15 protein-coding genes, 1 tRNA gene and 3 pseudogenes are annotated in these 17,253 nt (G+C 71.8%); 1 reads left to right on the top strand and 18 read right to left on the bottom strand.

Annotation, left to right across the window (positions count from 1 at the left end; genetic code table 11):
• Positions 1–317 precede the first annotated feature (317 nt).
• The 4 genes and pseudogenes from KRR39_RS10820 to KRR39_RS10835 all read right to left on the bottom strand — a co-directional run bounded on the left by KRR39_RS10820 (position 318) and on the right by KRR39_RS10835 (position 3,138).
• Entirely contained in the window at positions 318–1,637 is a 1,320-nt protein-coding gene (locus KRR39_RS10820; protein WP_216942027.1) for a PP2C family protein-serine/threonine phosphatase, read from the bottom strand.
• A 442-nt stretch (positions 1,638–2,079) separates the two neighbouring features.
• Positions 2,080–2,241: pseudogene (locus KRR39_RS26085) on the bottom strand (nucleotidyltransferase family protein); the annotation flags it as partial.
• Positions 2,242–2,369: 128 nt separating this feature from the next.
• Positions 2,370–2,651 (bottom strand): STAS domain-containing protein, encoded by a 282-nt coding sequence (locus KRR39_RS10830; protein WP_216942029.1) that lies wholly within the window; start codon positions 2,649–2,651, stop codon positions 2,370–2,372.
• Positions 2,652–3,064: 413 nt separating this feature from the next.
• Positions 3,065–3,138 (bottom strand) — tRNA-Pro (locus tag KRR39_RS10835).
• 187 nt (positions 3,139–3,325) lie between these two features.
• Here KRR39_RS10835 and KRR39_RS10840 point away from each other — a divergent pair.
• A complete protein-coding gene (locus tag KRR39_RS10840) occupies positions 3,326–4,639 on the top strand; it encodes a S1C family serine protease (RefSeq protein ID WP_216942030.1) in 1,314 nt (437 codons plus the stop codon).
• Between the two features lie 20 nt (positions 4,640–4,659).
• On the opposite strand, the gene der is transcribed toward KRR39_RS10840, so the two are convergent.
• The 14 genes and pseudogenes from der to pyrG all read right to left on the bottom strand — a co-directional run bounded on the left by der (position 4,660) and on the right by pyrG (position 17,205).
• Entirely contained in the window at positions 4,660–6,012 is a 1,353-nt protein-coding gene (der, locus tag KRR39_RS10845; protein WP_216942031.1) for a ribosome biogenesis GTPase Der, read from the bottom strand.
• Positions 6,013–6,271: 259 nt separating this feature from the next.
• Positions 6,272–6,940 carry a (d)CMP kinase gene (gene cmk, locus KRR39_RS10850; RefSeq protein ID WP_367303719.1) on the bottom strand — a complete coding sequence of 223 codons (669 nt, stop codon included), beginning with the start codon at positions 6,938–6,940 and terminating at the stop codon, positions 6,272–6,274.
• 43 nt (positions 6,941–6,983) lie between these two features.
• Positions 6,984–7,613 carry a prephenate dehydrogenase dimerization domain-containing protein gene (locus tag KRR39_RS24700; RefSeq protein ID WP_367303736.1) on the bottom strand — a complete coding sequence of 210 codons (630 nt, stop codon included), beginning with the start codon at positions 7,611–7,613 and terminating at the stop codon, positions 6,984–6,986.
• Between the two features lie 7 nt (positions 7,614–7,620).
• Positions 7,621–8,049: pseudogene (locus KRR39_RS24705) on the bottom strand (prephenate dehydrogenase/arogenate dehydrogenase family protein); the annotation flags it as partial.
• Entirely contained in the window at positions 8,039–8,410 is a 372-nt protein-coding gene (aroH, locus tag KRR39_RS10860) for a chorismate mutase (protein ID WP_254185664.1), read from the bottom strand. The pseudogene KRR39_RS24705 and the gene aroH, both read right to left, overlap by 11 nt.
• A 41-nt stretch (positions 8,411–8,451) precedes the next feature.
• Positions 8,452–9,198 carry a pseudouridine synthase gene (locus KRR39_RS10865; RefSeq protein ID WP_216942033.1) on the bottom strand — a complete coding sequence of 249 codons (747 nt, stop codon included), beginning with the start codon at positions 9,196–9,198 and terminating at the stop codon, positions 8,452–8,454.
• Positions 9,199–9,216: 18 nt separating this feature from the next.
• Positions 9,217–10,047, bottom strand: a complete 831-nt coding sequence (gene scpB, locus KRR39_RS10870) for an SMC-Scp complex subunit ScpB (protein ID WP_367303720.1) — start codon at positions 10,045–10,047, stop codon at positions 9,217–9,219.
• Positions 10,040–10,981: a segregation and condensation protein A gene (locus KRR39_RS10875; RefSeq protein ID WP_216942034.1), complete on the bottom strand. Its 942-nt coding sequence runs from the start codon at positions 10,979–10,981 to the stop codon at positions 10,040–10,042. The genes scpB and KRR39_RS10875 overlap by 8 nt, the downstream gene beginning before the upstream one ends.
• Positions 10,978–11,304: a hypothetical protein gene (locus tag KRR39_RS10880; RefSeq protein WP_436972046.1), complete on the bottom strand. Its 327-nt coding sequence runs from the start codon at positions 11,302–11,304 to the stop codon at positions 10,978–10,980. The genes KRR39_RS10875 and KRR39_RS10880 overlap by 4 nt, the downstream gene beginning before the upstream one ends.
• Positions 11,305–11,306: 2 nt before the next feature.
• Positions 11,307–12,242: a ParA family protein gene (locus KRR39_RS10885; RefSeq protein ID WP_216942531.1), complete on the bottom strand. Its 936-nt coding sequence runs from the start codon at positions 12,240–12,242 to the stop codon at positions 11,307–11,309.
• Positions 12,243–12,677: 435 nt separating this feature from the next.
• The gene (xerD, locus tag KRR39_RS10890; protein ID WP_216942532.1) at positions 12,678–13,592 is read right to left on the bottom strand and encodes a site-specific tyrosine recombinase XerD; all 915 of its coding nucleotides are present in this window, start codon (positions 13,590–13,592) and stop codon (positions 12,678–12,680) included.
• A gap of 73 nt (positions 13,593–13,665) precedes the next feature.
• The gene (ald, locus tag KRR39_RS10895) at positions 13,666–14,781 is read right to left on the bottom strand and encodes an alanine dehydrogenase (protein WP_216942036.1); all 1,116 of its coding nucleotides are present in this window, start codon (positions 14,779–14,781) and stop codon (positions 13,666–13,668) included.
• Between the two features lie 114 nt (positions 14,782–14,895).
• Complete coding sequence (locus tag KRR39_RS10900) at positions 14,896–15,468, bottom strand: NUDIX domain-containing protein (protein ID WP_216942037.1); 573 nt, start codon at positions 15,466–15,468, stop codon at positions 14,896–14,898.
• Positions 15,468–17,205, bottom strand: a pseudogene (pyrG, locus tag KRR39_RS10905) (CTP synthase). The gene KRR39_RS10900 and the pseudogene pyrG overlap by 1 nt, the downstream one beginning before the upstream one ends.
• Positions 17,206–17,253 lie beyond the last annotated feature (48 nt).

Raw genomic sequence — 17,253 nt, forward strand, 5'->3', positions numbered from 1 at the left:
GGGTGGCGCCAGTCCGGGGCCACGCACCGCCCGCCACCAGCACGCCGGCGGCACCCCGGAGGATGTCGGCAGGAGCGGCGTCGACGGCGAGGTGGAACACCGCTGACACGCGGTCGCGCGCCGGTGACGGACGCTGTCGCCTTCACGAAGGCAGCGACCGCGCAGTGGTCACGGCCTTGGGCCTGGTCGGACACTCCGGCAACGCTGCCGACACGACCTCGCGTCTGTCCGGTTCCACCGAGCACCCGGACGGGTCACCCACGTTCGCAACCACAGTGCGGAGATCGACCGCGGGCCCGCTAGCTCGCGGCCGACGTTCAGGCGAGGGGTGCGCTGACGCGTTCGGGATCCGCACCGTGCTGGCTGTTGCGGTCCCTTCCGTGCCCTCCGTGCCAGTCCAGGCACAAGATGGTCGCGTCGTCACTGAGCTTGTTGCCGGTTTCTTCCAGGACCCGGTCGGCCAGCTCTCGGACTGCCTCTCTGGGGTGCAGCGCCCTGGTCTCGATGATCGCGGCGGCGAGGTCGAGCCCGACAGCGTTTCGTTCGACCATGCCGTCGGTGACCAGCACCAGCCGGTCGCCGGGCTGGAGGTCGACTCGGCTTGCGCGGTAAGTCGTGTCACCGAACAGGCCGAGCGGAAGGTGCACCGAGAGACTCAACGGCACGGGGCGCGACTCCCGAACCAGGTAAGGCGCAACGTGGCCGGCATTGACGAGCTCCGCCGAGCCGGTGCGCAGGTCCACACGGCCAATCAAACCGGTGACGAAGTCATCGAGCCCGGTGGCAGCGGCGTGATCGACCAGTGCCTGGTTGGCCGAGGTGACTTGTTCCAGCAGCGACGCGCCCGCGTTGCGCGCGTTTCGCAGGCTGCCCACGCACAGCGTCGCGGTCAGGGCGGCGGCCACCCCGTGACCCATCGCGTCGGTCAGCGAAAGGTGCAAGACGTTGCGCGCCAGGTTGAAGTCGAAGGTGTCGCCGGCGATGTCGGCCGCCGGCTCCAACCAACCAGCCAGGGTGAAGGATCCGGCCTCGCAGGTCTGCGGGCCTGGAAGCAGCCGGTGCTGGATCTCCGCCGACAGGCTCAGCGGACGGGTGCGTTGCCCCCACTCATACAGGTCCGTGTGGCGCCGGTTCGCGATCACGACGAACGCCAGCACGTTTGCCAGCCGCGCGATCTCTGTCAGGTCCGCGGCGTCCGGGCGGGCGGGCACCGTCAGTTCCAGGACGCCGATGGCTTCTCCACGCTCGGTCACCGGTGCGAGCACCAGCCACTGTCCGCCCCCATCGGACGCGGCACGCGTCGGTTCTGGGCCCACGACCTGCACCTGCTGGATGCGGATTGTCTGCTCGGCCGGTCCACCGTCGAACGGCAGGACCGTCGCGGACTCCTTGAGGACCCGACGCTCCTCGGGCCGGGCCGGGACGCGCAGGCCGGTGCCGTCGGGGGTGGACAACTCGATGTGCGCCAGACGCACCAAGGCGCGGCCCGACAGGTCGGCGATGAGGAAGGAGACCTTGGTGGCGCCGAGCGCCCGGCCGAGCTCCCGGGTGACGGTCTCGACGGCCTCGACTGGTGATGCTGCTTCGGCGGCATCCAATGCGCTGTCCGCGGCGTGGAGCCCCGCCTGCTGAGTCATCCTTGGAGCATAAGTCCCCGCGACGCCGGCATGACCCCGAAGTTGAGGCGCCTGCTCTTGCCATCACGGGTAGCTCCTGGTCGACTACAGCCCGCCCAGGTGGCGCTCTTCTTGAGCGGCTGGATCGGTCTCCCGCGTCCGACTCAGCTCCTAGCGGTGACCGCGTCTGCCGGGCAGGGCCGCTTGTCTTTCGGTGAGCGACCACCGTTCGAGATCGGCCAGAAGATGGCGGTTGCGCGGCCACATCTCGCCAACTACGCGTCGCCGGGATCGGTTCGTCCGCCGCGACCACGGCTGCGAGGTGGCTGCGATCGAGGGCCAGGACCTCCAGACAGTTCCCCGTCCAGGCCAGCACCCGGTCCTCGAGCAGCTGGAGCTGCGCCTCCCACCGGCCCTCCACCCGGTCATACCCATCGGGCATCACCACGAACAGGTCGATGTCACTGCCCACGGTGCCGTCATGGCGCGCGAAGGAGCCGAAGAGCGCGGCGTGCTGGGGCGCGGGAACCAGGGCGGCGACAGCGCCGGCGAGCCGTGTCCGCAGCTCGCGTCGGACCGCGACGGCCGCCAGCATCGCGGAGGTCAGCAGGTGCTCGCAGCGCATAGGTCGCACGCGTTCTCGCAGCGACAGGTCAGCCGCGGCATCCCTGACCTGGCGCCAAGCGTGGTGGCGAAGCAGGCGGACTGTTCGGTCGGTCCAATCACCGTCAGTCCGGCGGAGCTGTGAAGTCCCTACTCGATCCCAGTGGCGACGAGGTCCATCACCTTGCGCACGATCGGCTGCACGTCACGTATCTGCACGGCGCATCCGGCTGCCCTGGCTCGATTCTCGAAGCGAACGAGGTGTGCGCTGCCTGCGCTGTCACAAAAGGTGAGCTGACGCAGGTCGAGATGCACCAGCCTCGCACGAGCGACATCGATGTTCGCTAGGCAGCTCTGCAACTGATCACGGTTGACGAGGTCAACCTCTCCGCCGATGACGATCGACATCACCTCGTCCTCGGACGTGACCATGACGGTGAGGGAACCCATGTCACCGCGAGCTCGGGGCGCGTTCAAATGTTTTCCTCCTACAAGTGAATCTAGCCCCGAATCCGTACTGACGAACCGGCCCATGTGGGCCCCCCCGTCGCGCACAAACGGCACCCGGAAGTGCCGAATCGGGAGTCATCGGTGCTATGGACGAAGCTCCGATGCCGGGTCGACCTGCACCTGCTCCAACGCGTCGCCGGCCACCAGGATCCCGCGGTCACCGCGGGCTACCTGCCTCCCGACACGACAGCGGTGCTGGCCGCCGGAAGCGCCTTCTCCCTTTGGTGGTCCGGAATTGGTCCGGAGGACGTCTCCGGCTCCCTCCCCGCAGACCGGTCTCCGGGGAGCACCAAAAAGGGCCCTGACCTGCCGAAACAGATCAGGGCCCCTCGCGGTCGGGCTGACAGGATTTGAACCTGCGACCCCCTGACCCCCAGTCAGGTGCGCTACCAAGCTGCGCTACAGCCCGATGCCCGCCGGATGGTGATGCTCAACCTGCGGGCGGCAGAACCTTACCGCAGCGACCGGGTGTACTCGAACCCGGCCGTCCTCAGGAAGTTCTTCGTGCTCGCAAAGGGCGTGCATCGACATCTCACAGGGTTCTCTCCGGAAACCCCGGTTGTCTGGGATCACCGCGACCGATCCCCGGAGGAACCATGACCGACCAGTACCCCAGCCCCCAGCCCTACGGCCCGTTCCCGCAGCCGCCGTCCGGACAGACCCCTCCCCCGGCCCCCGGCCGGCCGCATCGCGCCCGTCGGCTGCTGGCCACGGTCACCGCCACCGCGCTGGTCGCCGGCGTCGGCGGCGTGGGCGCCGGCTACGCCCTCGGCCACGGTTTCTCCCGGGGCTCGACGCAGACCGCGTCGGGCACCAACGGCCAGAGCAACGTGTCCACCGACGGCTCGGGCGGCATCACCACGATCCCCGGCAACGGTGGCTGGACCTGGTCCGGCGGCTCGGGCGGCATCACCGTGCCGACCGACCCCTACGCAGACCCCTACGGCGACTCGGGTGGCGGCACGGGCAGCGACCCGTCCACGCAGACCCCGGGCTCCTCGACCGACACCACCGCGAAGGCGTCCGGCTCGCAGCTGACCGGCCTGGTGCGGATCGTCTCGCAGATGAAGTACGACGGCGGCCGGGCGGCCGGGACCGGCATGGTGCTGACCTCCGACGGCGAGGTCGTCACCAACCACCACGTGGTCGCGGGTGCCACATCGGTGAAGGTCAAGGTGATGAGCACCGGCACGACGTACACCGCGAAGGTGGTCGGCACCGACACCAAGGACGACGTCGCGGTGCTGCAGCTGGTCGGTGCCTCCGGGCTGAGCACGGTGACGCCGGACACGGACGGGATCGGCGTGGGCGACGCGGTGACCGCGGTCGGTGACGCGAACGGCACGGTCGGCTACCTGAGCGCCGCCACCGGTAGCGTGGTCGCGAAGAACCAGACGATCACCACCCAGAGCGAGGCCAACGTCGCCGGCCAGCGGCTCAGCGGGCTGCTGCAGATCAGCTCCGACGTGATCAGCGGCGACTCCGGCGGCGCGACGTACGACGCGGACGGCCAGGTCGTGGGCATGACCACCGCGGCGTCCAGCGGCAGCAGCGACGTGGTCGGCTACGCGGTCCCGATCGCCAAGGTGCTGCGGATCGCCGCCGACCTGGACAGCGGGGTCGCGAAGGCGCGCTACGACTACGGCTACCCGGCGTTCCTCGGGATCGCCCTCGGGCAGACCAGCACCACGGTGCAGGGCGTCTTCAAGTCCACGCCGGCCGCCGCGGCCGGGATCGCCGCGGGCGACACGGTCACCGCGATCGACGGCACCCCGGTGAGCACCTCGACCGAGCTGCGCAGTGCGGTCTCGGCGCACTCCCCCGGCGAGTCGGTCAGCGTGACCTGGACCGACGCGTCCGGCGCGTCGCACACCCGCAGCCTGACCCTGGTCGACGGCCCGGTGGCGTAGCCCTCACCCGACGTCGGACGTCAGCGGCGCTTGCGCTTCTCGCGCGGGCGCTGCTGCACGTGCACGGGGCTGCCGATGAAGCCGAACTCCTCGCGCAGCCGGCGCTCGACGTAGCGGAGGTAGGACGCCTCCAGCAGGGCGCTGGTGAACAGCACGAACGTGGGGGGCTCGGTGGCGGCCTGCGTGCCGAACAGGATCTTCGGCTGCTTGCCGCCGCGGACCGGGTGCGGGTGCTCGGCGACGAGCCGGCCCAGGAACGAGTTCAGGGCGCCGGTGCCGACGCGAGTCGACCAGCCCTGGAGGGCCGCGTCCAGCGCCGGGACCAGCCGGTCCACGTGCCAGCCGGTCTTCGCGGTGATGTTGATGCGCGGGGCCCACTGGACCCGGACCAGGTCGCGCTCCACCTCGCGGTCGAGGTAGTAGCGGCGCTCCTCGTCGACGAGGTCCCACTTGTTGAACGCGATCACCAGGGCGCGGCCGGCCTCGGCCACGGCGGTGATGATCCGCAGGTCCTGCTCGGAGACCGGGTTGGAGCCGTCCACGACCATCACGCACACCTCGGCCCGCTCGATCGCGGTGTTGGTGCGCAGGCTGGCGTAGTACTCGTGGCCCGACGCCTCCTTGATCCGCTTGCGGACGCCGGCGGTGTCGATGAACCGCCAGACGCGGCCGCCGAGCTCGACGAGCTCGTCGACCGGGTCGACGGTGGTCCCGGCGGCGTCGTCGACGACCGCGCGGTCCTGCTTGGCGAGCTTGTTCAGCAGCGAGGACTTGCCGACGTTCGGGCGGCCGACGATCGCGACCCGGCGCGGGCCGCCGACGACCCCGAACGTCTCGGGCGGGGGCTCCGGCAGCGCCGCCAGGATCGCGTCGAGCATGTCGCCCGAGCCGCGGCCGTGCAGCGCGGAGACCATCTGCGGCTCGCCGAGCCCGAGGTTCCACAGCCCGTGGGCCTGCGCCTCGGCGCGCTGGTCGTCGACCTTGTTGGCGGCGAGGATCACCGGCTTGCCGGACTTGCGGAGGATCTTCACGACGGCCTCGTCGGCGTCGGTGATCCCGACGTTCGCGTCGACCACGAACAGCGTCGCGTCGGCGATCTGCACGGCGACCTCGGCTTGCGCGGCGATCCGCTCCGCGAGACCGCGGGCGTCCGGGTCCCAGCCGCCGGTGTCGACGACGGTGAACGCGCGGCCGTTCCAAGTCGCGTCGTAGTAGACGCGGTCACGGGTCACGCCGGGGACGTCCTGCACGACCGCCTCGCGGCGGCCGATCATCCGGTTGACCAGCGTGGACTTGCCGACGTTGGGGCGTCCCACGACGGCCAGGATCGGCACGACGGCAGGGGCGTCGGTGTGGTCGAACTCGGTGGTCATCTGGCTTCCTCTGTGCGGGGTCCCGGGCCTCGCGGATGTCGTCGGCGCCGACTACCGGGATCGGCCCCGGGAGCGTGCGACCCGTGCGGGGCCCTCGCGTCAACGAGATGGTCGACGTCGTTGTTCCGCGGATCGGCCGCGGTGCGTCGTACCTCTGCCTGGGTCCGGGGCCAGGCGTGCTCCCCCAAGTACACCGGAGCGGCGTGCCCCAAGTCGAATCGGCGGGGCCGGCGTGACCAACGTCGCGTCGGTACGCCGGTCAGCCGCCGGTCGTCGCGCGGGCCTGCTGCACCAGCGCGACGATCTGGTCCACGACCTCGTCGAGGGTGAACGGGGTGGTGTCCAGGTGCAGCGCGCCATCGGCCATCCGCAGCGGCGCGGTCGCGCGGCCCGAGTCGATCGCGTCCCGGCGGACCAGGTCCTGCTCGGTGGCGGCGACGTCCGCGCCGGACAGCTCGGCGGTCCGCCGGGCGGCCCGGGCGGCCGGGTCGGCGGTGAGGTAGAGCTTGACGTCGGCGTCCGGCGCGACCACGGTGCCGATGTCGCGGCCCTCCACGACGATGTCGCCGTCGCCGATGATCGAGCGCTGCTCGCGCAGCAGCCGGGTGCGGACCTCCGGGACGGTGCTGACCGCGCTCACGGCGCCGGTCACGGCCTGCTCGCGGATCGGGCCGGCGACGTCGGTGCCGTCCACGGTGATCGTCGGCGCCTGCGGGTCGGTGCCGGACACCAGCACCGGCTCCTCGGCCAGCGCGGCGACCGCCCGCGGGTCCTCGACGTCGACGCCGCGCTCCAGCATCCACCAGGTGACCGCCCGGAACATCGCCCCCGTGTCGAGGTAGCGCAGTCCCAGCCGGGTGGCGACACCGCGCGCGCTGCTCGACTTCCCCGATCCCGAGGGTCCGTCCATCGCCACGACCACGCCCACGACTCGTCCTGCCTCTCACACCCGGGGTTCCGACCGGGGCAGCCTACCGGTGGGTGGTCCAGCCCCGGTCCTCGAGCGAGGACAGCAGGTGGTCGACCTGGCCGGGGTCGACGGTGAGCTCGACCTGGCCGTAGTCGCGGCCCGGGTCGTGGTCGATGCGCAGGTCCTCGACGTTGACGCCGATCTCCCCCGCGTCCGCGAGCAGCCGGGCCAGCTCGCCGGGGTGGTCGGGGACCGCCACGAACAGCGTGGTCTCGGTGACCGCGGGGCCGCCGTGCTTGCCGGGGATCGCGGCGGTGCCGGCGACCCCGCGGTCCAGGATGCCGGCCAGCCGGTCGCGGTCACCCTCGGTGAGCGCGCCGAGCAGGGTGTCCACGTCGTCGCGCACGTCGCGCAGCAGCGCGGTCAGCGCCGCGGTGTTCGCGGTGAGGATCTGCTGCCACAGCTGCGGGTCGCCGGCCGCGATGCGGGTGACGTCCCGGACGCCCTGCCCCGACAGCGCGAGGTGCTCGACCGGCGCCCCCCGCGAGCCGGCCGGCGGCCATCGCGGCGAGCAGGTGCGGCAGGTGCGACGTGCGGGCCACCGCCTGGTCGTGCTCGTCCGGGGACAGCCGCACCGGGGTCGCCCCGCAGGCCAGGGCGAGCGCCGTGACCAGGTCGACCGCGGCCGGATCGGCGCCCTCGTGCGGCGTGACCGCCCACGGCCGGCCGTCGAACAGGGACTCGGTGGCCGCGAACGGGCCGGACCGCTCGCTGCCGGCCATCGGGTGGCTCCCGACGTAGCGCGCGAGGTGCTCGGGTGCCAGCAGGCGTACGGCGGCCAGCGGAGCGCCCTTGACGCTGCCGACGTCGGTCACCGTCGCTGCGGTGCCGGTCAGCGCGACCGCGATCTGCTCGCCGAGGTGGTCCGGGGGGACCGCGACCACGACCAGCTGCGGCTCGATGTCGTCGGCGCGGACGTTGGCGGCCCCGATCGTGGTGGCGATCCGGAGGTTCTCCGGGTTCACGTCCCGCAGCGCCACGTCCACGCCCCGACGGCGCAGCGCGAGCGCGATCGACGTGCCGAGGAGACCAGCGCCGACGACCAGGACCGGGCCGTCAAGACTCATCGGGGACCTCGCGGACCCGGGTCAGGTCCCGGCGCAGGGCGGCCGCGCCGTGCAGGTAGACGTGGGTGATCTCGGCGCGCGGCAGGTCGGTCTCCACGTGCGCGAGCATCCGCACGACCCGCGGCATGGAACCGGCGATCTCCAGCTCCCGCGCGCAGATCAGCGGCACCTCGCCGAACCCGAGCCGGCGCGCGGCGTAGGCCGGGAACTCCGAGACCAGGTCGGAGGTGGCGGTGAAGACGACGCTGATGAAGTCGTCGACCTCCAGGCCGTTCGCCGTCATCACGTCCAGGACCATCTCGGCGACCCGCTCGAGCATGTGCTCGCGCACGTCCTCCTCGAGCTGGGTCGCACCTCTCACCGCTCGCACCGACACGGGAGCCACCCTAGCCAGTCGGCCGCTCAGAGCTTCGCGGCGTCCAGCAGCACGCCGAGCTCGTCGAGCGTGAGCTCGCGCAGCGCGCCCTTGCCGAGCCCGCGCAGCAGCACCGGGCCGATCGCCGTGCGGGTCAGCCGGCGCACCGGGTGGCCGACCTCGTCGAGGAGCCGGCGGACGATCCGGTTGCGGCCCTCGTGGATCACCAGCTCCACGATCGAGCGGTCCGGCCGGGTCGAGACGACCTTCGCCGCGCTCACCTCGACCGGGCCGTCCTCGAGGGTGACGCCTGCCAGCAGCCTCCGGATCGTGCCCTTGGTGACCACGCCGTCGACCTCGGCGACGTACGTCTTGTCCAGCTCGTACGACGGGTGCGCGACGCGCTGCGCAAAGTCCCCGTCGTTGGTGAGCAGGATCAGGCCCTCGGTGTCGGTGTCCAGCCGCCCGACGTGGAACAGCCGCTCAGGCCGGTCGGCGACGAACTCGTCGAGGGCGCGCCGGCCCTCAGGGTCGGACATCGTGGAGACGACGCCGCGGGGCTTGTTCAGGACCAGGTAGACGTGCGGGCTGACCGGGGGCAGCCGCTTGCCGTCGACGTGGATCACCGCGGTGGTGGGGTCGACCTTGGTGCCGAGCCGGGTGACCACCTCGCCGTCGACCTCGACCAGCCCGGCGAGCATCAGCTCCTCGCACTTGCGGCGGCTGGCCACGTTGGACATGGCGAGCAGCTTCTGCAGCCGGATCAGGCCCTCGTCGTCGGTCTCGATGCTCATCGGGGGCTCACCGCCGGCTCACGCGGGGTCCGCGGCGACGTCCACCGGGTCGGGTCGGGCGTCCAGGTCCTCGAAGTCGCCCATGTCCGGCAGGAACGGCGCCAGCTCGGGCAGGTCGTCGAGCGACTCCACGCCGATCCGCTCCAGGAAGTAGCTGGTCGTGCGGTAGAGCATCGCGGTGGTCTCCCCGTCGTGCCCGGCCTCCTCGACCAGGCCCCGGGACACCAGGGTGCGCATCACACCGTCGACGTTCACGCCCCGGACGGCGGAGACCCGCGCCCGGCTGACCGGCTGCTTGTAGGCGATCACGGCCAGCGTCTCCAGGGCCGCCTGGGTGAGCCGGGCCCGCTGCCCGTCCAGCACGAACCGCTCGACGACCGAGGCGAACTCCTCGCGCGTGTAGTAGCGCCAGCCGCCCGCGACGTTGCGCAGGTCGAAGCCGCGGCCCTGCTCGGCGTACTCCTCGGCGAGCTCGTGCAGCGCGGAGGCCACCTCGCCCGGAGGGTAGCCGACCGCGGAGGCCAGCGTGATGTGGTCCAGCGGCTGGTCGGCGACCATCAGCACCGCCTCGAGCGCCGGCCTGAGGTCCGCGAGCGGGATGTCCAGCGTCTCCGACGACTCCTCGTCGGCGGTCCCCTCGCCCGTCCCCTCGCCCGTCTCGTCGCCCGTCTCGTCGCCCGTCTCGTCGCCCGTCTCGTCCACCCCGGCGGGCGCGGCCTCGCCCAGGGTCTCCCCGGCCTGCTCGACCGCCATGCTGGGCTCGGCGTCCGCCACGAGGTCGGCACCCGAGGTCAGCACCTCGTCGGCCTCGCTGCGGGTGTCCCCCAGCTCGGGGTCCTGCTCACTCACTGCTGTCCCTCTCCTGCCGACCCGTCACTCCCGCAGCGGGTTCCTCGGCGTGTCCTTGCACTTCTGACGGCTCACCGGGCGTCTCGGGCTCCCCCGGCTGGTCCTCGGTCTCCGGGTCCCCGTCGAACTCGTCGGTGATCTCCACGTCCTCGTCCTCGCCGCCGGTCCACCGGACCGTGAGCTCCCCGAGCGGGGTGACCTGGTCGAAGGAGACCACGCCCTCGCGGAACAGCTCCAGCAGCGCCAGGAACCGGGCCACCGTGGTGAGCGTGTCCGGGGAGTCCCCGGAGAGGGCCCGGAAGGTCATCGTGCCCTGCCGCCGCAGCCGGTCGACCACCACGGTGGCCTGCTCGCGGACGCTGACCGTGGGTGCGTGGATGTGCGCGAGGTTGACCTCGAAGATCGGCTTGGGCGCCAGCGCCTTGGCGGCGAGGCCGGCGAACTCCTCGAGCCCGAGGCCGATCAGCACCTCCGGCAGCAGCGTCGCGAACCGGTCCTCCAGCCCGACCGCCCGCGGGAAGCGCCGGGCCTCCCCCGACATCCGGGTCTCCAGGACGGCGGCGACCAGCTTGTAGGCGCGGTACTGCAGCAGCCGGGCGAAGAGCAGGTCGCGGGCCTCCAGCAGCGCGAGGTCCTCCTCGTCCTCGACGTCGCCCTGCGGCAGCAGCCGGGCGGCCTTGAGGTCGAGCAGGGTGGCGGCGACCAGCAGGAACGACGAGGTCTGCTCGAGGTCCCAGTCCGGGCCGGCGAGCTTGATGAAGCCGATGAACTCGTCGGTCACCTTCGACAGCGCGACCTCGGTGATGTCCAGCTTGTGCTTGGAGATCAGGCTGAGCAGCAGGTCGAAGGGACCCTCGAAGTTGTCCAGGCGTACGGCGAACGCGGGGGCTGCCTCGGGACCGGCCTCGGTCGACTCCACCAGGCCAGCCGTCATGCCTGCATCAGGCGCTGCGCGAGGACGCTGTCGTCGCCGTTCTGCTCCAGGTCGGCGAGCACCAGGGCGACCGCCTCACGGACCAGGCGCCCACGGTCCACGCTCAGCCCGCTGCGGCGCAGCGTCAGCCGGGCGTGCTCGATGTCGAGCAGCTCGTCGGCGGTGACGTAGACCGTCATCTTCTCGTCGTGCCGGACGCGTCCGCTGGGGCCCTTCTTCGCCGACTTCCCCTCGGCGGGCTGGTCCCCGTCGTCCCCCTCGGGGTCCGCGACGGTGTGGTCGGGTACGACGGTGGGGCGGAACAGGTCGTCCGCCGCCGGCATGCTCACTCGTCGAGACACCGCGCGAGCACCTCCTTGGCGAGCTGCCGGTAGCTCTCGGCACCGGCCGAGGACGAGGCGTAGGTGGTGATCGGCTCGCCGGCGACGGTGGAGTCGGAGAACTTCACGGTCCGCCGGATCACGGTGTGGAACACGGTGTCGCCCCACGCCTGGACCAGTCGCTCCATCACCTCGCGGCCGTGCAGCGTGCGTCCGTCGTACATGGTGCCGAGGACGCCGTCGATCTTGAGCTTCGGGTTGAGCCGCTCGGTGACCTTGTCGATGGTGGTCTTGAGCAGCGCGACGCCGCGCAGCGCGAAGTACTCGCACTCCAGGGGCACCAGGACCCCGTCGGAGGCGGTCAGCGCGTTCACCGTCAGCAGGCCGAGCGAGGGCTGGCAGTCGATCAGGATGACGTCGTACTCCGCGATGGCCGGCTGCAGCACGCGCTGCAGGGTCTGCTCGCGGGCGACCTCCTGGACCAGCTGCACCTCGGCGGCCGACAGGTCGATGTTCGAGGGCAGCAGGTCCATGCCGGGCACGTTGGTGGGCACGATGACCTCGTCGAGGGTCACGTCCCGCTGCATCAGCAGGTTGTAGATCGACAGCTCCATGTCGTGCGGGTTCAGGCCCAGCCCGACCGAGAGCGAGCCCTGCGGGTCGAAGTCGACGAGCAGCACCTTGCGGCCGAACTCCGCCAGCGCGGCACCGAGGTTGATGGTCGTCGTGGTCTTGCCGACGCCACCCTTCTGGTTGCACATCGAGATGACGCGGGCGTTGCCGTGGATGCTGATCGGCCGCGGCTCGGGCAGCACGGGCATCGGGCGGCCGGTGGGGCCGATCGGGACCTCGGCGGCGGCGAGGTCCCCGGTCAGCCGGTCGTCGGGGACCGGGTCGGCGGCGTGCAGCTCGTCGGCCTGGTCGCCGTCGGCGGAGGGCATCGGACGTCGGAACGGGATCGGGTCGCTCACGCGGTCGGGTCCTCCTGCGGACGGGGCGGGGTGGGGGTGGCCGGGGACCTGCGGACGACCGGCCGGCATCAGGGGTGGCATCTCCGAGGCGCTGCTGCCCGGTGTGCCCGGGCCGCCGAACGGGTGCCTGGAGCCGAAGTCGTTCACGCGGGTGCCTCTCGTCTGGCCTCGCTGCGCAAAAGTCGACTCATCGGTTTGTCGCGCGCAACGCGGCGACTCTACGGGTGACGTCTCGCGACCTACAACCGGATCGGTCGACGACGGTGCGATCCCAGTACATCTGGGGACAAGGTGTGTACGGCGCAGGCGCGCCGTACACAGGCAGCGGCCGCCTGTGTACAACTCTGTGCACAGTTTCCCCCGACATCGCACGCTTCTCGGGGCGCCGGCGAGGTCTCCGCGGGGTCAGGACAGGGCGCGCGGGTGCGCGGTGGCATACACCTCGCGCAGGCTGTCCACGGTGACCAGGGTGTACACCTGCGTGGTGGTCACCGACGCGTGCCCGAGCAGCTCCTGGACCACCCGGACGTCGGCGCCGCCGTCGAGCAGGTGGGTGGCGAACGAGTGCCGCAGCGTGTGCGGCGACACCTCCGCGGGGACGCCGGCCCGCTCGGCCGCCCGGACCAGCACGGTCCAGGCGCTCTGCCGCGAGAGCCGCCCGCCGCGCGCGTTGAGGAACATCGCCGGCAGCCCGTGGCCTACCGAGGACAGCTCCGGGCGGCCGCGGACGAGGTAGGCGTTGACGGCCTCGCGGGCGTAGGAGCCGACCGGGACCATCCGCTCCTTGCCGCCCTTGCCACGCAGCAGCACCGAGCCCTGCTCGAGGTCCAGGTCGTCGAGGTCGAGACCGACCGCCTCGGAGATCCGGGCCCCGGTGCCGTAGAGCACCTCCAGCAGCGCCCGGTCCCGCAGCGCCAGCGCGGTGCCCGGCGCGCCGGCCGCCTCCAGGATCCGCTCGATGTCGGAGAGCGGCAGCGCCTTGGGCAGCCGCTTGGCCGGCGCCGGCGGGCGTACGGCGGCGGACGGATCGACCTGCGTGAGCCCCTCGCGCACCGCGAACCGGTGGAAGCCGCGCACCGCGACGACGGTGCGCGCGGCGGATCCCGCGCTCAGCGGCGGATGGTCCTGGTCGCCCTCGCGCAGGGCGACCAGGAACTCCGTCACGGTCTCCTCGCGCACGCCGTCGAAGCCCTCGACTCCCCGATCGGCCAGCCAGCCGGCGTACCGCCGCAGGTCGCGCCGGTAGGACTTCAGGGTGTTGTCGGCCAGCCCGCGCTCCACCACCAGGTGGTCGAGGTAGGTGCGGACCGCCCGCACCACCTCGCCCGGCCCAGCAGATCGCCCGGACGACGCCCCGGCGGCCGACCCGGTGGACGTCACGCGCCTCGTCCCCTCAGCCGAGCACGCTCTCCAGCGAGACGCTGGCCATCCCGTGCGCCTCGGCGACGGGGGCGTTGGTCAGCGAGCCGGCGTGCGTGTTCAGGCCCAGCGCCAGCGAGTGGTCGTCGCGCAGCGCCTGCTCCCAGCCCTTGTTGGCCAGCGCCACCACGTAGGGCAGCGTCGCGTTGGTGAGCGCGTAGGTCGAGGTGTTCGGCACCGCGCCGGGCATGTTCGCGACGCAGTAGAACACCGAGTTGTGGACGGTGTACGTCGGGTCGGCGTGCGTGGTCGCGTGGGTGTCCTCGAAGCAGCCGCCCTGGTCCACCGCGATGTCGACGAGCACCGAGCCCGGCTTCATCTGCGCGACCAGGTCGTTGCTGACCAGCTTGGGGGCCTTGGCGCCCGGGATCAGCACCGCGCCGATCACCAGGTCGGCCTCGATGACCTGCTGCTGGATGGTCAGCTGCGAGGATGCGAGCCCGTGGACCCGGTTGTCGTAGCGCCAGAAGGACATCCGCAGCTTGTCCAGGTCGGTGTCCAGCAGCGTCACGTCCGCGCCCATGCCGAGCGCGATGTTGGCGGCGTTCTGCCCCGAGACACCCGCGCCGATCACCACGACCTTGGCGTTCGCGACCCCGCCGACGCCGCCGAGGAGCACGCCGCGGCCGCCCTCGGCCTTCATCAGCGAGTGCGCGCCGACCTGCGGGGCCAGGCAGCCGGCCACCTCGGACATCGGGTAGAGCAGCGGCAGCGAGCCCGAGGGCAGCTGCACGGTCTCGTAGGCCACCGCAGTGACCCGCCGGGCGACCAGCTCCTCGGTCAGCGGCCGGTCGGCCGCGAGGTGCAGGTAGGTGAAAAGGGTCTGGCCCTCGCGCAGCCGGGAGTACTCCTCCGCGACCGGCTCCTTCACCTTGAGGATCATGTCGGCGGAGTCCCACACGTCGTCGGCGCCGGGCAGCATCTTGGCGCCCGCGGCGACGTACTCCGCGTCGGGGATCGACGAGCCGACGCCGGCCTCGGCCTCGACGTGGACCTCGTGACCGTGCTGGACGAGCTCGTGGACCCCGATCGGGGTGAGCGCCACGCGGTACTCGTGGTTCTTGACTTCCTTCGGGACGCCGACCTTCATCGACCAGGGTTCCTCTCGCTGGGAGACCACCACTCCGTCGTGGCGGACGCGCCCGAGTGTATGACCTTCGCGACACCCCCCGACAGGGGGTGGGCTACCCGCGGGTACGTCGCCTCAGCGGTGGAACAGCGCGTAGCCGAGCAGCGCCTGGGCCGTCGGCCCGTCGGTGATCGTCCCGGTCCGCACGCCCTCGATCAGCTCGTCCACGGGCACCCACCCGGTGGTCATGTCGGCCTCCTCGTGGGCCGGCTCGAAGCCGCCGCGGTCCGGCGCCGGTGCGAGGTCCTGCGCCAGGTAGTAGGCGATCCTCTCGCTGGACAGCCCCGGCGAGGAGTAGGTGGTGAACAGGTGCGTCCAGGTCTTGGCGAGCAGCAGCGCCTCCTCCTGGAGCTCGCGCCGGGCGGCCTCCACCGGGTCCTCCCCCGCGACGTCGAGCAGCCCGGCCGGCAGCTCGACGAAGCGCATCAGGGCGGGGTGGCGGTACTGGTGCAGCACCAGCACCCGCTCGTCCTCGTCGACCGCGAGGATCACCGCGGCGCCCGGGTGCTCGAGCACCAGCCGGCCGAACCGCTCCTCGGGGTGGTGGGGCGCCGAGATCACGTCGCGCCGGACCGAGAAGGGCGCGGCGCCCTGCCAGATCCGCTCGACCTCGTGCACCGGCCAGGACTCGGGACGGTCGGCCGCCATCAGACGGTGCTCTGCGCCGGGCGCTCCACGGGGTCCATGTGGTCCGCGTCGGTCTCGGCGTTCCGGCGGCGCAGCGCCGACTCGTCGAGCGGGAACCGGAGCTCGCGCTGCCGGGTGATCGCGGCCTCCACCAGGCCGGCGAACAGCGGGTGCGGCCGGGTCGGCCGGGAGCGCAGCTCGGGGTGCGCCTGGGTGGCGACGTAGTAGGGGTGCACGTCCCGGGGCAGCTCGACGAACTCGACCAGGCTGTTGTCCGGGGAGGTGCCCGAGAAGACCAGGCCGGCCTCCTCGAGACGGTCGCGGTAGCGGTTGTTGACCTCGTAGCGGTGCCGGTGCCGCTCCTCGACCTTGGCCTCGCCGTAGGTCTCCCGCACGACCGAGCCCTCGCGCAGCTCGGCCGGGTAGAGGCCCAGCCGCATCGTGCCGCCCAGGTCGCCCGCGCCCTCGACGAACTGCTCCTGCTCGGCCATCGTCGCGATGACCGGCTCCTCGCAGCCGGTGTGGAACTCGGTGGAGTCGGCGCCGGCGATGCCCGCCTCGTTCCGGGCGTACTCGATCACCATGCACTGCAGCCCGAGGCACAGCCCCAGGGTGGGGATGCCGTGCGTGCGGGCGTACTCCAGCGCACCGACCTTGCCCTCGATGCCGCGGATCCCGAAGCCGCCGGGCACGCAGACCGCGTCCACCTCGCTGAGGTGCCGGGCCGCGCCCTCCCGCGTCTGGCACTCGTCGGACGGCACCCACACCAGCTTGACCTTGGCCTCGTGGGCGAAGCCGCCGGCCCGCAGCGCCTCCGCGACCGAGAGGTAGGCGTCCGGCAGGTCGACGTACTTGCCGACCAGCGCGACGGTGACCTCCTCCGCCGGGTGGTGCACGACGCGCAGCAGCTCGTCCCACACCGTCCAGTCCACGTCCCGGAACGGCAGGTTGAGCCGCCGTACGACGTACGCGTCGAGGCCCTCGCTGTGCAGCACTTTGGGGATGTCGTAGATCGACGGGGCGTCGGGGGCGTTCACGACCGCCTCGTTGTCCACGTCGCACATCAGCGAGATCTTGCGCTTCCATGGAGTCCGGGATCGGCCGGTCCGAGCGGCACACGATCGCGTCGGGCTGCAGGCCGATGGAGCGCAGCGCGGCGACCGAGTGCTGGGTCGGCTTGGTCTTCAGCTCGCCGGAGGGCCCGATGTAGGGCACCAGCGAGACGTGCAGAAAGAACACGTTGTCGCGGCCCACGTCGTGGCGGACCTGGCGGGCCGCCTCGAGGAACGGCAGCGACTCGATGTCGCCGACGGTGCCGCCGATCTCGGTGATCACCACGTCGACGTCCGGTCCGGCCATCGCGCGGACCCGGTCCTTGATCTCGTTGGTGATGTGCGGGATCACCTGGACGGTGTCCCCGAGGTAGTCGCCGCGACGCTCCTTGGCGATCACCTGGGAGTACACCTGGCCGGTCGTCACGTTGGCGATGCCGGCCAGGTCGGTGTCCAGGAACCGCTCGTAGTGCCCGATGTCCAGGTCGGTCTCGGCGCCGTCGTTGGTGACGAACACCTCGCCGTGCTGGAACGGGTTCATCGTCCCCGGGTCGACGTTGAGGTAGGGGTCGAGCTTCTGCATGGTGACCCGCAGACCGCGGGACTTCAGCAGGCTGCCCAGAGACGAGGCGGTGAGGCCCTTGCCCAGTGAGGAGGCGACGCCTCCGGTGACGAATACGTGCTTGGTCGGCTGCGACGCGGCCAAGTGAACTCCCGTGGTCGATCCCGGATGTGGGTTGATCGAGGCGGCCGG

Origin of the sequence: Nocardioides panacis, from assembly GCF_019039255.1 — a bacterium.
Taxonomy (GTDB): Bacteria; Actinomycetota; Actinomycetes; order Propionibacteriales; family Nocardioidaceae; genus Nocardioides_B; species Nocardioides_B panacis.